The organism is Gilliamella sp. B3783, from assembly GCF_026536125.1.
GTDB lineage: Bacteria > Pseudomonadota > Gammaproteobacteria > Enterobacterales > Orbaceae > Gilliamella.
Genome location: NZ_JAFNOU010000001.1, coordinates 428,387 through 443,771, shown reverse-complemented (window position 1 = coordinate 443,771; position 15,385 = coordinate 428,387). Strand labels below are relative to the sequence as shown.

At 35.3% G+C, this 15,385-nt stretch carries 12 protein-coding genes; 7 read left to right on the top strand and 5 right to left on the bottom strand.

Annotated features, from left to right (window positions below):
- Positions 1-67 precede the first annotated feature (67 nt).
- A complete protein-coding gene (locus tag J3U59_RS02205) occupies positions 68-1,645 on the bottom strand; it encodes an AAA family ATPase (RefSeq protein WP_416379535.1) in 1,578 nt (525 codons plus the stop codon).
- A gap of 385 nt (positions 1,646-2,030) precedes the next feature.
- On the opposite strand from J3U59_RS02205, the gene J3U59_RS02200 reads away from it, so the two are divergent.
- Positions 2,031-3,803: a DUF3413 domain-containing protein gene (locus tag J3U59_RS02200; RefSeq protein WP_267332506.1), complete on the top strand. Its 1,773-nt coding sequence runs from the start codon at positions 2,031-2,033 to the stop codon at positions 3,801-3,803.
- A gap of 20 nt (positions 3,804-3,823) precedes the next feature.
- Here the strand turns inward: J3U59_RS02200 and lipA are convergent, their stop codons facing one another.
- Both lipA and lipB read right to left on the bottom strand, forming a co-directional pair.
- On the bottom strand, positions 3,824-4,783 hold the full coding sequence (gene lipA, locus J3U59_RS02195; RefSeq protein WP_267332507.1) for a lipoyl synthase: 960 nt from the start codon (positions 4,781-4,783) through the stop codon (positions 3,824-3,826).
- Positions 4,784-4,796: 13 nt separating this feature from the next.
- Positions 4,797-5,414: a lipoyl(octanoyl) transferase LipB gene (gene lipB, locus J3U59_RS02190; protein ID WP_267332508.1), complete on the bottom strand. Its 618-nt coding sequence runs from the start codon at positions 5,412-5,414 to the stop codon at positions 4,797-4,799.
- Positions 5,415-5,790: 376 nt separating this feature from the next.
- Between lipB and aceE the strand changes: the two genes are divergently transcribed.
- From aceE to J3U59_RS02160, 6 genes are all read left to right on the top strand, one after another.
- Positions 5,791-8,457 carry a pyruvate dehydrogenase (acetyl-transferring), homodimeric type gene (aceE, locus tag J3U59_RS02185; RefSeq protein WP_267332509.1) on the top strand — a complete coding sequence of 889 codons (2,667 nt, stop codon included), beginning with the start codon at positions 5,791-5,793 and terminating at the stop codon, positions 8,455-8,457.
- Between the two features lie 12 nt (positions 8,458-8,469).
- Complete coding sequence (aceF, locus tag J3U59_RS02180; RefSeq protein WP_416379527.1) at positions 8,470-10,059, top strand: pyruvate dehydrogenase complex dihydrolipoyllysine-residue acetyltransferase; 1,590 nt, start codon at positions 8,470-8,472, stop codon at positions 10,057-10,059.
- Between the two features lie 16 nt (positions 10,060-10,075).
- A complete protein-coding gene (lpdA, locus tag J3U59_RS02175) occupies positions 10,076-11,500 on the top strand; it encodes a dihydrolipoyl dehydrogenase (RefSeq protein ID WP_267332510.1) in 1,425 nt (474 codons plus the stop codon).
- A gap of 187 nt (positions 11,501-11,687) precedes the next feature.
- Entirely contained in the window at positions 11,688-11,903 is a 216-nt protein-coding gene (locus tag J3U59_RS02170) for a ribonuclease domain-containing protein (protein ID WP_267332511.1), read from the top strand.
- Positions 11,904-11,998: 95 nt separating this feature from the next.
- Entirely contained in the window at positions 11,999-12,376 is a 378-nt protein-coding gene (locus J3U59_RS02165; protein ID WP_323849514.1) for a barstar family protein, read from the top strand.
- Positions 12,377-12,495: 119 nt separating this feature from the next.
- The gene (locus J3U59_RS02160; RefSeq protein WP_267332512.1) at positions 12,496-12,630 is read left to right on the top strand and encodes a hypothetical protein; all 135 of its coding nucleotides are present in this window, start codon (positions 12,496-12,498) and stop codon (positions 12,628-12,630) included.
- Between the two features lie 14 nt (positions 12,631-12,644).
- Here J3U59_RS02160 and manA read toward each other — a convergent pair whose 3' ends face one another.
- Positions 12,645-13,832 carry a mannose-6-phosphate isomerase, class I gene (manA, locus tag J3U59_RS02155; protein ID WP_267332513.1) on the bottom strand — a complete coding sequence of 396 codons (1,188 nt, stop codon included), beginning with the start codon at positions 13,830-13,832 and terminating at the stop codon, positions 12,645-12,647.
- A gap of 138 nt (positions 13,833-13,970) precedes the next feature.
- The gene (locus tag J3U59_RS02150; RefSeq protein WP_267332514.1) at positions 13,971-15,155 is read right to left on the bottom strand and encodes a carbohydrate porin; all 1,185 of its coding nucleotides are present in this window, start codon (positions 15,153-15,155) and stop codon (positions 13,971-13,973) included.
- Positions 15,156-15,385 lie beyond the last annotated feature (230 nt).

Here is a 15,385-nt window from a genome sequence, read left to right as displayed (position 1 = left end):
GTGTTTAAACAGTATCAGTTTAACTCATTAATTAATGAGATTTTGCTTTAAAGTGTATTGGTTATTATTATTTTTTGCAATATTTTTGCCATCTACTCAACCAACTGTCGTGTTTTTTATCTTGCACTAACAGTGACTGCATGCGTGCCTGAATCAATTTGTATAAGCTAATACCATGCTCATCTTTATAGGGAATACCCGTTAGTAAATACAAGGCATCGGCAATATGCTCAACTGCCCAAATTGAAAATTTATTTTCTATCACTGCATTAATCACTTCATCGCTTAAACTCAAATGGCGTTGGTTACTGGCGGGAATAATGACTCCTTGTTGGCCAGTTAAGCCTTGATGCTGACAAACGGCAAAAAAACCTTCTATTTTTTCATTTACCCCACCAATTGACTGTACATGACCAAACTGATCAACCGAACCGGTAACAGCTAATTGTTGATCGATAGGTTGATTGGATAATGCACTAATGAGTGCACAAAATCCAGCCAATGAAGCACTATCACCATCGATTTCACTATAAGATTGTTCAAACACTAAAGATGTTGAAAAAGGTAATTGATGATTTATCGCAAATTCTGACATCATAAATGCTTGCATTATCATCATTCCTTTAGAATGAATGTTGCCTGCAAGGTCAGTTTTACGTTCAATATCAATCAATTCACCATCACCAAAATGAATAATGCAGCTTAAACGAGAGGGTTCTCCTATGGCTCTTGGATAACCCGGATATTCAATGACAGATAACCCATTTATTTGCCCAACAACCTGATCTTTGGTATTAATCATTATCTGGTTGGTAAATATTTCATCATAAAACCGCTCAGTTAAATAACTTTCGCGCCAAAGTTTTTGCTTGATTGACTTGATTATAGCTGACTCATCAATGACACTATTTTCCATATAATGGGCTGCATTAACTAATAGGGTGTAAACCCAATCAACTGCCATAGGAAGATAAAATTGATCACCGGTATAACGTGTTGCTTCTTTATATAACTTAGTGAATGCTGATTTATCAATATGTGGTAAGTTTTGATTCTCAGCTATAAATTCTAAGTAACTAAACCACTGTTCTATCTGTAAAGAGGCGTTAACGGCTAATTCGTTTTCAAACTCACTATATATTGAAGTGGAGTAAAACTCGGGATCGAGATCTTGTAATTCGGTTAAGCTTAATCTATCACCGACTAAAATAATGCGTAAATCAAGAGGCATTTTTGGAATAGCAATAGGCAATGGGTGTAATTCATCGGCAGAAAACCATTCAAACTCTTGTTTTATCACCATCTGTTTTAATTTAAACCACATAGATGGTTGGGCAAGTAACGAGCGGAGTCCTAAAATCAAAAAACCACCATTGGCTTGATGAACTAAACCTGCTTGTAATTTGATAGGATCATTTTCCGGTTGTCGAACGCAGCCTAATAGCATTTCACTATCGAAAGATAGGGCTGTTAAACACGTATCTTGAACAGCAAAGTTATCTTGTTTACTTTTGGCTTTTGTTAGCGTGATTTTGTTATCATTGATATAGTAACTAAAGCCTAAAATAGAGGTTGAAATACTAGGTTTAATTGCTTGTTTAAATAGACGAAAAAACAGTTCGCTTTCTGTTCCTTTTAGGAGCATAAACCGAGGGGTATAAGCTTGCTTTTGCTTTGGGCACAATAGTGAAAAGGCATCGGCAATTCGTGGTTGCCATGTTAATAAATTATTTACCTCTTTAGTGGCTAAATCAGTAGGTATCTTTTTATTATTAACGATGATTTCGATTTGTTTTAAATCTGGTTGAAGCTGTTGTGCTTCGAGTTGTTTGATTGCCAAAATGAGTATCTTTTTTGTTAGCCAAATAAATCTATAAATTATAGCAAGTATCGATTGTAACGCCAACAAATTACCGAGATCTTTATGCTAACAAATAAAAAATTTACAGAAAGATTTTTCAAAATCAGGTAAACTATCCCGTAAATTAATAGTTACTAATCATTGTTATCATCATTGCCAACAATTAAATATGCTCAAACTTAAAAATAATCATTTTAAAGATGAACAAGTTTCACAAATTGTGAGCTGGGGACACTGGTTTACATTATTTAATATTTTTGTCGTAATTATTCTTGGTAGTCAATACTTGATGATTGCGGATTGGCCTCGCACATTTATGGGAAGATTTTATGCTATTATTAGTGCGATTGGGCATTTTAGTTTTTTGACTTTTATTGCTTACTTGATTTTACTTTTTCCATTAAGCTTTTTTATTTATTCATCAAGGTGGCAACGCATCATTGCAACAATTACAGCTACCTTAGGTATTACCTTACTTTTAATTGATATTGACGTTTTTTCGCATTTTCGAATGCATCTTAATTTATCGATTTGGCAATTGCTAACTACGCAAAAGGCTTCTTTTTTAAGTACTGCATTTATTCTTATTCCGTTTATCCTCTTTATTGAGATTTTATTTGCAATCTGGAGCTGGAAAAAGTTACGTAGCCTTACTAAACGTAAACGATTTGCAAAGCCAGTTGTCCTTATATTTATTCTTTGCTTTATTTCTTCCCATCTTATTCATATTTGGGCTGATGCTAATTTTTATCGACCAATAACCATGCAGCGTTCAAGCTTGCCGCTGTCTTATCCGCTTACCGCGAGGCATTTTCTTGAGCGTTATGGTTTTATTGAGCAAAATGATTATCGTAATCGGGTTATTCAAGAAGGTAATCCATTCGCACTTGCAATTGAGTATCCACTTGGGCGTATCACATTTGATACCGAACAACAGATGAAAAATGTGGTAATGATTGCTATAGATGGATGGAATTATGATTTGCTTGATGACACTATGCCTGCGTTAAATAAATTTGCGCATAACAGCCTCTTTTTTACTAATCATTATGGTGCAAGCAATCAGTCATATTTAAATGATTTTTCACTGTTTTATGGGTTAGATCCCAATTATTACAACAGTATTTTAGCCAGTCACAAAACTTCGGCTTTAATTGATGCAGTAATAAAACAACATTATAATTTAGGTTTATTTTCGGCCGATGGTTTTGCCGAACCTCTTTATCGTTATGCATTACTCTCTAATTTTACCTTACCTGAACCTAAAAAACAGACTAATCGACAAGTCACTGATAACTGGATGGCATGGCATGACAAACAAAACGAATTGGACAACCATGCACCTTTATTTTCTGTCATTCAATATTCACTGGGTTCTAAAAATAAAAACGTACCGATAACTGAATTAAAAACTGAGGCAAAAAAATTAGATCAGTATTTAGAATCGATAATTAGTTACTTAAAATTATCAAATTCATTTGATAATACGATTATTGTTATCACCGGATCGAATGACATTAAGATTAATGAAAATTTGAAAATTGCATTACGTGATAATACAAAGAGTTTTAGTCGGGAATCACTAAAAGTACCATTAATCATTTCTTGGCCAAATAAAGAGGCCAAACAAATAAGTGATGTAACTACGCAAACTGATATTTTAAGTACATTAATGCAAGAAGCATTCAATGTTACCACACCACCTCAACAATATAGTCAAGGTAAAAACTTATTTGATCAAAAATCTAGACAATGGATCATTGCTGGCAATGAAAGCGAAATAGCTGCGCTTTATAGTGATAAAACCGTTGTTCTTGATGAATTTGGGCGCTCAAAAATTTATGATTTAAACGATAAATTAGAAAAAGATCAGAAGATAAGCTTACCAATATTCTTACAAATTGTAACCGAGAATCGCCGGTTTATGGTTTTTGATGATTAAGAGTAAAAAAAGGGTGAAGATTACTTCACCTCTTTCCCCATTGCTTGTAAATCGGCATGATAAGATGAACGAACGAATGGACCACACGCCGCATGGGTAAATCCCATATTTAATGCGATTTGTTTTAACTCATCAAATTCTTCCGGTGGCACATAACGCTCAACCGGTAGATGATATTTGCTTGGTTGTAGATATTGACCTAACGTTAGCATAGTTACGCCATGGGTACGAAGGTCTTTTAATACTTGAATCAGTTCTTCATTAGTTTCACCAAGTCCTACCATTAAACCAGATTTTGTGGGTATTTCAGGATGTCTTTCTTTAAAAGCGGCTAATAATTTTAGTGAACCTTGATAACTGGCACCAGGACGAATTTTTTTATAAAGGCGTGGAATATTTTCTAAATTATGATTAAACACATCTGGTGGATTTTCACTTAACACCTTAACCGCTTCATCAATGCAACCACGAAAATCTGGGGTCAAAGTTTCAACTTTAATATTAGGGCTTAATGCTCTAATTTCTTTGGTACACGAAGCAAAATGGCTCGCGCCGCCATCTTTAAGATCATCACGATCTACCGAGGTAATTACTACATAACGCAGTCTCATTTCTTGTATAGTTTTAGCTAATTTTATGGGTTCTTCACGATCTGGCGGTAAAGGTCGTCCGTGTGCAACGTCGCAAAATGGGCAACGACGAGTACAAATATCGCCTAAAATCATAAAAGTCGCCGTTCCATGATTAAAGCACTCAGCTAAGTTAGGACAAGAAGCCTCTTCACAAACTGAATGTAAACCGTGTTTGCGCATGGTATTTTTAATATGCGAAATGTTATCAGAATGAACTGGTAATTTGATTTTCATCCATTCCGGTTTTTTTAGTGGCGCAGCGTCTTGTATTGTAATAGTTGGGATTAATCGTGTTTTATCAGCATCACGATATTTTGAGCTTCTGATTATTGTTTCATTATTTTGCATAATTTATATCTTATTAGTTTGTTAACTGCTTGATGAAATTATTGGTTAACAATTGTTTTATTTTTTTACGATCAATTGGCGAGACATATTCTTTTAATTGTGTCATTTGTAATCCGGCATAACCACAAGGATTGATATTTTTAAACGGTCCAAGGTCCATATCAATATTTAATGCAAGCCCATGTAATGTGCAACCTCTTTTAATATGTAACCCGAGTGAACAGATTTTCTTGTTATTGATATACACGCCCGGCGCATCGGCTTTAGCGTAAGCTATAATACCATAGTGTTGCAAAGTATCGATGACACTCTTTTCCAAATAACTGACAATATCACGAATGCCGATCTTACGTCGTTTCAAATCAAATAATATATACATAATCTGCTGACCAGGTGCGTGATAGGTAATTTGTCCGCCGCGATCAGTTTGTACAATCGGAATATCTGTTTTGCATAACAAATGTTCTGGCTTACCAACTTTTCCTTGTGTAAAAACAGGGTAGTGCTCAACTAACCAAATTTCATCCAATGTTTGTTCATTGCGATTAAGCGTAAATTCATGCATGGCTTGATAAGTTTGCAGGTAGGGCTGTATATCTAAATCCTGAATAATAATATCTTCTGCTTTCATCTTCACTGTAGCGTTTATCTGCCATTTTTATCAAAATCTTACATCTATATATCAGATTTTACTATAACTTGACAATACATAGCTAATCACGGTATAACCAATCCCATTAATTCAGATAAATTAATTTTTATTAAATTTGATTTATATCAATTGATTATGGGTTTATTTAAATTAATAATTGAAATGGTTGATTAATTTGATAGGAATTAACATTCTTTTCTAAACTATGGTTTGCTTTACTTTTTCTTTGAAAATGGCAGACTTATACTAAATAAGCTCCGTAATGCAGAGTAGAAGGTTATAAGTTAGTTATGGCTTAAGTTATAGCTAAGGATAGCAAAAGCTGCATTTTTTTTAACAAAAAAGAGGTTTTTATATGTCGGACATGCAAGTGAATGATATCGATCCTATTGAAACACAAGATTGGCTAAAAAGTCTTGATTCAATTATTCGTGAAGAAGGCATCGAACGTGCACAATATATTATTGAACAAATAGTCAATAAAGCCAAAGATGGTGGTGTTCCTTTACTTTTTGGTTCTTCAACCAGTAATTATATCAATACCATCCCTGTAGAAGAGGAGCCAGCATATCCGGGGGATTGGGAAATTGAAAGACGCATTCGTTCAATTGTTCGTTGGAATGCTATTATGATGGTACTTAGAGCATCTAAAAAGGATTTAGAGCTTGGCGGTCATATGGCATCATTTCAGTCTGCTGCTACATTTTATGAAGTTTGTTTTAACCACTTTTTCCGTGCCAGAAATGAGAAAGATGGTGGTGACTTAATTTATTTCCAAGGTCATATCTCACCGGGAATTTATTCACGTGCATTTATTGAAGGTCGTTTGACTGAAGAACAATTAGATAATTTCCGTCAAGAAGTTCATGGTAAAGGTCTATCATCTTATCCTCATCCAAAATTAATGCCTGAATTCTGGCAATTCCCAACTGTTTCTATGGGATTAGGTCCGGTTAGTGCGATTTTCCAAGCTCGATTCTTAAAATACCTAAACCATCGTGGGCTTAAAGATACCTCAGAACAAACTGTCTATGCATTTTTAGGTGATGGTGAAATGGATGAGCCAGAATCAAAAGGGGCAATCACAGTTGCAACCCGTGAAAAACTAGACAATTTAGTTTTTGTTATCAACTGTAATTTACAACGCTTAGATGGCCCTGTTACTGGTAATGGTAAAATTATCAATGAACTCGAAGGTGTATTTGCTGGTGCGGGTTGGAATGTTATTAAAGTGCTTTGGGGTGATCGTTGGGATAAATTATTACAAAAAGATAAATCAGGTAAATTAATCCGTCTAATGAACGAAACACTTGATGGTGATTACCAAACATTAAAATCTAAAGATGGTGCTTATGTTCGTGAACACTTCTTTGGTAAATACCCTGAAACCGCAGCCTTAGTTAAAGATATGTCTGATGAAGAGATCTTTAGATTAAATCGAGGTGGTCAAGATCCATCTAAAATGTTTGCTGCATTTATGCGAGCAAAACAGACTAAAGATCGACCAACTGTAATTTTAGCTCATACTATTAAAGGTTATGGTATGGGTGAAGCGGCTGAAGCGAAAAATATTGCTCACCAAGTTAAAAAAATGAATATGGATGGTGTTCGTCATGTTCGTGATTTCTTTAATATTCCTGTGACTGACGATGCACTTGAAAAATTACCTTATATTAAATTTGAAGAACATACACCTGAATACAAATATATCCATGAACGTCGTAATGCGCTGCATGGCTATGTTCCGTCAAGATTAACTAAGTTCTCTGGAACAGTTTCTATTCCACCATTAAGTGAGTTTGCGCCATTACTTGAAGCACAAACTAAAGAAATTTCAACAACAATTGCGTTTGTTCGTGCTCTTAACATCATGCTTAAGGACAAAGAGTTAGCACCACGTTTAGTGCCAATTCTCGCTGATGAAGCACGTACTTTTGGTATGGAAGGCTTATTCCGTCAAATTGGTATCTATAATCCACATGGACAACAATATACCCCACAAGATAGAGAACAAGTCGCTTACTATCGTGAAGATGAAAAAGGTCAGATTTTACAAGAAGGAATCAATGAATGTGGTGCGACAGCTTCTTGGATTGCTGCTGCAACTTCATATAGTACTAATGATTTCCCAATGATTCCATTCTATATTTATTACTCAATGTTTGGTTTCCAACGCATTGGTGATTTAATGTGGGCAGCTGGCGATCAACAAGCTCGCGGATTTATGATCGGTGGTACATCTGGACGCACAACCCTAAATGGGGAAGGCTTACAACACCAAGATGGTCATAGCCATATTCAAGCTTTAACTATCCCGAATTGTATCTCTTATGATCCTGCATATGCTTATGAAGTCGCTGTTATAATGCAAGATGGCTTACGTCGTATGTATGGCGAACAAGAAAATGTTTACTACTACATCACAACTCTTAACGAAAATTATGCGCAACCAGCGATGCCAGAAGGTGCAGAAGAGGGGATCCGTCGAGGTATTTATAAACTTGATACCGTTGCAGGTCAAGCAGGTAAACCAACTGTTCAGTTATTAGGTTCAGGCTCTATATTACGCCATGTTCGTGATGCTGCTGCTATCCTAGCGAAAGATTATGGGGTTAACTCAGAAGTTTACAGTGTAACATCTTTTACCGAGCTTGCTCGTGATGGACAAGATTGTGAACGTTACAATATGTTACATCCAAGTGAAACACCAAAAGTGCCTTATGTTGCACAGGTGATGAATAATAATCCAGCGGTTGTGTCAACTGACTATATGAAACTGTTTGCTGAACAAATCCGCGGTTTTGTTCCTGCCGAAAGCTACCGAGTATTAGGTACTGATGGCTTTGGTCGCAGTGATAGTCGAGAAAACTTGCGCCATCATTTTGAGGTAGATGCATCTTATGTTGTTGTTGCTGCATTGGGTGAACTTGCTAAACGTGGTGATATTCAAGCTAGTGTGGTTGAAGAAGCCATCAAAAAATTTGAAATCAACCCAGATAAACTCAACCCACGTATTGCATAAGAGGTAAAAAGAATGAGTATAGAAATAAAATTACCCGACATTGGTGGTGATGAAGTTGAAGTAACCGAAATTTTGGTCAAAGTCGGTGATAAAGTTGCTGTTGACGATAATATTATGACTGTTGAAGGTGATAAAGCGTCAATGGAAATTCCTGCACCACAAGCAGGCGTTGTAAAATCTATCATTGTGAAAGTTGGTGACAAAGTAAAAACTGGCGTTGCAATTATGGAATTTGATGAAGATGGTGCAAGTGCACCAGCTACCAAAGAAGAGCCAAAATCAGCGCCAGCTGCACCTGCTGCTCCAGCCGCAAGTCAAATTGTTGATGTCAATGTACCTGATATTGGTGGTGATGAAGTTGAAGTCACTGAAATTTCGGTTAAAGTTGGTGATAGCGTAGCAATCGACGATAACATCATTACTGTTGAAGGCGATAAAGCATCAATGGAAGTGCCTGCAACCGTTGCTGGTGTTGTTAAAAACATTGTTGTTAAAGTTGGCGATAAAGTTAAAACTGGTTCTAAAATAATGGAATTTGAAACGGCAGCATCGACTGCACCAGCGAAAGCTGAAAGTTCAGCGCCAGTATCAACACCAGCTCAAGTAGCTCCGGCGCCTGCAACAGTAGCTGAGCCGGCTAAGGCATCAGCTCCAGCAACCACGGGCAATGATTTTGTTGAAAATGATGCTTATGCACATGCAACACCATCGGTTCGTCGTTTAGCTCGCGAATTTGGCGTTAATCTTGCTAAAGTGACACCAACAGGTCCTAAACATCGTATTTTACGTGAAGATATTCAAGCTTATGTTAAAAATGCGGTTAAACAAGTTGAAAGTGGCAATGCAGGTGGTGCATTACCTGGCTTACTACCATGGCCAAAAGTTGATTTCAGTAAATTTGGTGAAGTAGAATCATTACCATTAACTAAGATTCAAAAAGTATCAGGTGCTAATTTACATCGCAACTGGGTCATGATTCCGCATGTTACTGAATTTGATGAAACAGATATTACTGATCTAGAAGCATTTCGTAAGCAACAAAATGCTGAAGCTGATAAGAAAAAACTTGATCTTAAGATCACACCACTTGTATTTATTATGAAGGCGGTAGCAAGTGCGTTAACGGCTTACCCACGCTTTAACAGTTCATTATCTGAAGATGCACAAACCTTAATCATTAAAAAATACATTAATATTGGGGTAGCGGTTGATACGCCAAATGGTTTAGTAGTGCCGGTATTTAAAGATGTGAATAAAAAAGGTATTGTTGAACTTTCACGTGAACTGGCTGAAATTTCTAAAAAAGCGCGTGACGGTAAATTAACAGGTTCAGACATGCAAGGTGGTTGTTTTACTATTTCTAGCCTAGGTGGAATTGGTACCACTTCATTTACTCCAATTGTAAATGCGCCTGAAGTCGGAATTTTAGGGGTATCACGCTCTACTATGAAACCTGTTTGGAATGGTAAAGAGTTTATACCACGCTTAATGTTACCATTGTCATTATCATTTGATCACCGTGTGATTGATGGTGCTGACGGTGCACGCTTCTTAAGCCATATTGTTAACGTATTATCCGACTTACGTCGTTTAGTGATGTAGTGGAGGAAAATAGATTATGAGTCAAGAAGTTAAAACACAACTTGTAGTTTTAGGTGCAGGGCCAGCGGGATATTCCGCTGCGTTCCGCGCAGCCGATCTTGGTTTAGATGTCACCTTAGTTGAACGTTACTCAACGCTAGGTGGGGTGTGTCTGAACGTCGGTTGTATTCCTTCCAAAGCATTACTGCATGTTGCTAAAGTAATGGATGAAGCCAAATCATTAACTGAGCATGGTATTCATTTTGGTACCCCAAAACTTGAATTAGATAAAGTACGCGGTTGGAAAGAGAAAGTTATTAATCAGCTCACTAATGGATTAGCGGGTATGGCTAAAATGCGTAAAGTGAACGTAATTCAAGGTGAAGCGCAATTTACTGGCAGTCATACTATGGATGTGACATCGTCAAAAGGCATTACCAAAATTACCTTTGATAATGCGATTATTGCTGCTGGTTCTCGTCCAATTACATTACCATTCATTCCTCATGAAGATCCGCGTATTTGGGATTCAACCGATGCATTAGCATTAACCACCATTCCTAAAAAATTATTATTAATGGGTGGGGGAATTATTGGACTTGAAATGGGTACTGTTTATCATGCCCTAGGTTCAGAAGTGGATGTAGTTGAAATGTTTGACCAAGTGATTCCTGCGGCTGATAAGGATGTGGTTAAAGTCTTCACTAAACAAATCCAGAAGAAGTTTACCCTAAGACTGGAAACTAAAGTCACTACCGTTGAAGCAAAACATGATGCCATTTATGTCACCATGGAGAAAAAAGACGGAACGACCGAAACGCATACCTATGATGCTGTGTTAGTCGCAATTGGACGTACACCAAATGGTAAACTAATTGGCGCTGAAAAAGCTGGCGTAAATGTTACCGATCGTGGCTTTATCGAAGTTGACAAACAAATGCGCACTAATGTACCGCATATTTATGCGATAGGTGACGTAGTGGGTCAACCAATGCTTGCGCATAAAGGTGTGCATGAAGGGCATGTTGCTGCTGAAGTAATTGCCGGTAAAAAACACTTCTTCGATCCAAAAACTATTCCTTCAATTGCATACACTGAACCTGAAGTAGCTTGGGTTGGTTTAACTGAAAAAGAAGCAAAAGCTAAAGGTATTGATTACGAAGTAGCAATCTTCCCATGGTCAGCATCAGGACGCGCGATTGCTTCTGATTGTTCAGAGGGTATGACAAAACTGATCTTTAATAAAGCTGATAATCGCTTACTTGGTGGAGCAGTTGTCGGTGTGAATGGTGGAGAGTTGCTAGGTGAAATCACTTTAGCTGTTGAAATGGGATGTGATGCAGAAGATATTGCATTAACTATTCATGCTCATCCGACATTACATGAATCGATCGGTTTAGCGTCCGAAATTTATGAAGGATCGGTAACTGATCTACCGAATGTAAAAGCGAAGAAAAAATAGTTAAAACAGATTTTTTAACTGTATATAAAATGCCATTAGCATTAAAAATGCTAATGGCATTTTTATTTTTGAACAATCTATTGTTGGAAAAAATTCAATAAATTAGTCCAACTTTAGCTGATTCGTGGGCAAATAAAAACTTCGGACAGAGAGTATTTAAAACATATAATTTATATTTGGTATGATATTGTCAAATCCGCTGCAAGCAAATCAAATTATAGCACCCGATTCTAGTAGAGCATTCAAAAATAGTGATAATCAATTACCTGTAGTTGATAGTAAGGGTAACCCAATTACTTATAGAGAATTTGATGTCAATAATAAAATAGTAGGTCAAGCTAGAGATGCTGAGTGTTTCATTAGAGGAAGTAATGGCTCGGTTTATTATACAAACAATCATTAACAAACATTCATTAAATTGACTAAATAGAGAACAACTAATATGAATAACCAAACTATTTGTATTGCTAAAGGACAAGAAGAACAATTTATTAAAAAATACAATTCAAAAATTATTATTTTGCTAAACTGGATGGTTCAAATATTTATACACTTAATGACTATATGAATGCAATAATTGTAGCTTTCCAGTTCCCAAAAAATATGTTTATAAACACTAATAGTATTGATGCATACAATGACTGGATGAGAGATCTAACATGGATAGATCAATATGATGGATATATATTAATTATTGAAAAATTTGAACAAATGATGAGTTCTTATCCAAAAGAAAAAGGTATTATAATGGATGAGTTTCGGGAGACTATTTATCCTTTTTGGGAAGATGAAGTTTTACATACTGTTGTTGATGGAAAAGCAAAAGGTTTTTTTGTATTACTTGTGATTAATATTTTTATTAGTTTTATACAGTGATTTCCAGTTCTACGTTTTATATCGCAGAATTGAACTAACAATTTATCAACAATACGATCAATCTTACAAACTCGACAATTAACTTACCTTTTTTAGTTGTAATAGTGACGAATTGTCTTATGGTAAATCCGAGTTCATTTAGCCAATTTTTGTCTGGAGTTGGGCTAGGTGCCTCAGCGGTATACCAAAACATTAAAAAAGGCTCAATCACCAAATTAGCAATGGATAAAGATAAATTGATTATCTGTAATTAGGGCAAATTTTTATACTAATTAGAAACTGTAGCTAAAATCCCTTCTCCTGTATAACAATACGCTTTAGCTTGATAAGCAATAAAAGCGGATTCTCCTTTGCTAAGGACTACTGATTCAAATTCTGTTGTCAAGCAAATCTTTCCTTCAAGGCATAATACTATTTGTGCGCTAGTTACCTTTTGTTCTTGTTGTTGATCATTACTGTATATAATTTCGAAATTAAAATCGTCAACTGGAACCGGAAAAGAGGTTCTATTAGCTTTGATTATTGGTTTTATTAGTAAATTATTTAAACTTAAGCTATCAAAACTTGTATTGTTTACTAACTGCTGTATATCAATGTGTTTGTGCGTTAAGCCTGCTCTAAGCACATTATCTGAGTTTGCCATTACTTCAAGTCCTGTTCCTTTGATATAAGCATGAGGCGTTTGCGCATCTAAAAACATAGCTTGCCCGGGTTGTAGTTCAATAACATTTAAAATTAATGGCATAAATATACCGATATCATTTGGATATTCTTGAGCAAGCATCTTGATTGTTGAAAAAGGCTCAATTTCTATATCGTTTATGCTATTTAGTAATTGATTAATTAATTGTAATTTTTCTTTTTCCGAAAGATTCAATAACGCTGTAAAAAACAGTTTCAATTGCTGAGGTGTACGATTATTTTTCAATTTTACGATTTCATTTTCAAGTATCGAAACGTTAATTTTTGCAAACAGCATAAGTATTTCATCGATAGGTCGAAATGATCGCATCGCTTTAAAGGGGGTTAAGGCGTAAATTAATTCTGGTTTATGATTAGGATCTTTATAATTTCGCTTTGGATCATTAAGGGCAATGCCTAATTGATTTTCTTTTTCAAAACCACATTTAGCCGCGGTTTTTGTTGGATGAACCTGTATTGATAAGGCTTTATTCGCGGAAAGTATTTTAAAAAGATAAGGTAAACCAGCAAATTTTTTGTATGTATCTTCACCTAAAATAGCTTGCGGGTTATCATTGATCAATTTATCAAGTTTGACTTTGTGATTGTCAATTTCAATGGCTGTTGAACAGCCGATTGGATGCGCTCCCATCCAAATTTCCGCCATTGGTTTTTGACTGGGATTACTGATCCCCAAAATTTTTGTTATTTGATCCATACTACCCCAATCAAAGTGTTTAATTGGGTTTTCGAGTTTCCATATTGTTTGTTTCATCGTTTTTACCATTAACAATAAAAAATTGGTGTTGAAATCACTAAGTAATTGTAGGTAACTATACCCTTGATAAAAAAACTTGCAAACTAATAAATATAAGCCAGCAAATTAAATAACTAAACTGGCTTTTATTACTAATTAATAGAAATATTTAAACCTTACACGTGCACCATAGCGATCATCGGTATTATCACCATGAGATTTACTTCTATCCAATAGTGAATAATAGGTACCTAAATAAATATTAAAATTGTCCATATCTAATACGTTATTAATTAAGTAAGAAGCATTAACTGTATGGATTTTATATTTTCCTTTATTATTGATATGACCGTCTTTGATACGATTTTCTAGGTTAAATTTTTTAATATCATTATTGGCAAAAATGTACCCAAATCCAATTTGTTCCCAAACTAGGTTGGTACCTATAGTCATATCTTTTTCATCTTTGGCATTCATATATGCAAAGCTAGTATTGATTTTAAGTCCTTTATTCGATGCGTTCCAGTCACCTTCGCTATTCCATGAGAATGTTGCGCCATAGCCTGTTCGTTTAGATTGATCTCGAAATTTTTCATCATTGTCATAGTAACCATAAGCATTTTTAACAACATTGGTTTCGGCTGCAATTGCTGTTGATATACTATCATTTTTCCAAGATAAAACAGGGCGAACATACGCAACATTTTTCTTTTTGTCGATGTTATAGCCATGATAAGTCGACTTATTAAACATCTTCTCACCATTGTTAATTAATCCATTTAATTCGAAATTAAAATTAGTTAAAAAGGGTTTATTTAATTGAATACTCCCGCCATTTTTGCTCCTACCTCGACCTTCTTTCATCATATAAATATATCCAAAACCGTCTTCATAAAGATCATTGGCGGTATTGCCTGAATATTCGATAAACGTATCTTGACCCAGTGGAAACATGTCATAAGCTTCGTAACGACCAATTTTAATATTCCACTCCTTTTTTTGCCCAAAGTAAAAAGCTGCATCATCAAGGTTCATATCACCACTTAAATCAGCAAGAGGTTGTACTGTAAAACCAGCATAATTAGAATGGTTGATTTCTCGATAACCATCTAAACCAATCAAAATTCGCCCATTGATATCCCAGCGATCTTTGTCGGCAGGTTGATTTTTTTTATCAGCGGTTTGTTTTAATGAACTTAGTTGTTGTTTGCTGCTTGCTGCATCGGTATTGAATTCAACATCACCATATAATTTTAATTGCCCTTGTTGTGTATCCCATTGAATTGCAGCATTGGCAATAGAACTTAATCCCAATAAACTTAATACAAAAAATTTTTTCATGATTGCGACTCCTTAAATAGTTTAAAATTAGTTTATGTATACGATAACATCCAATTTTTATATGATTTATTTGTTATTATTTTTTATATTATGCAAAATAAATGATAACGTTTACATTTGTATGTTATGAGGTGATTCAATTTTTTAAAACTTGAAAAAGCGATTTATGTGACATGTGCAACATTTTTAGTAGATTGATTTTTTATGGATTAATTTTTGCCGATTTTTAT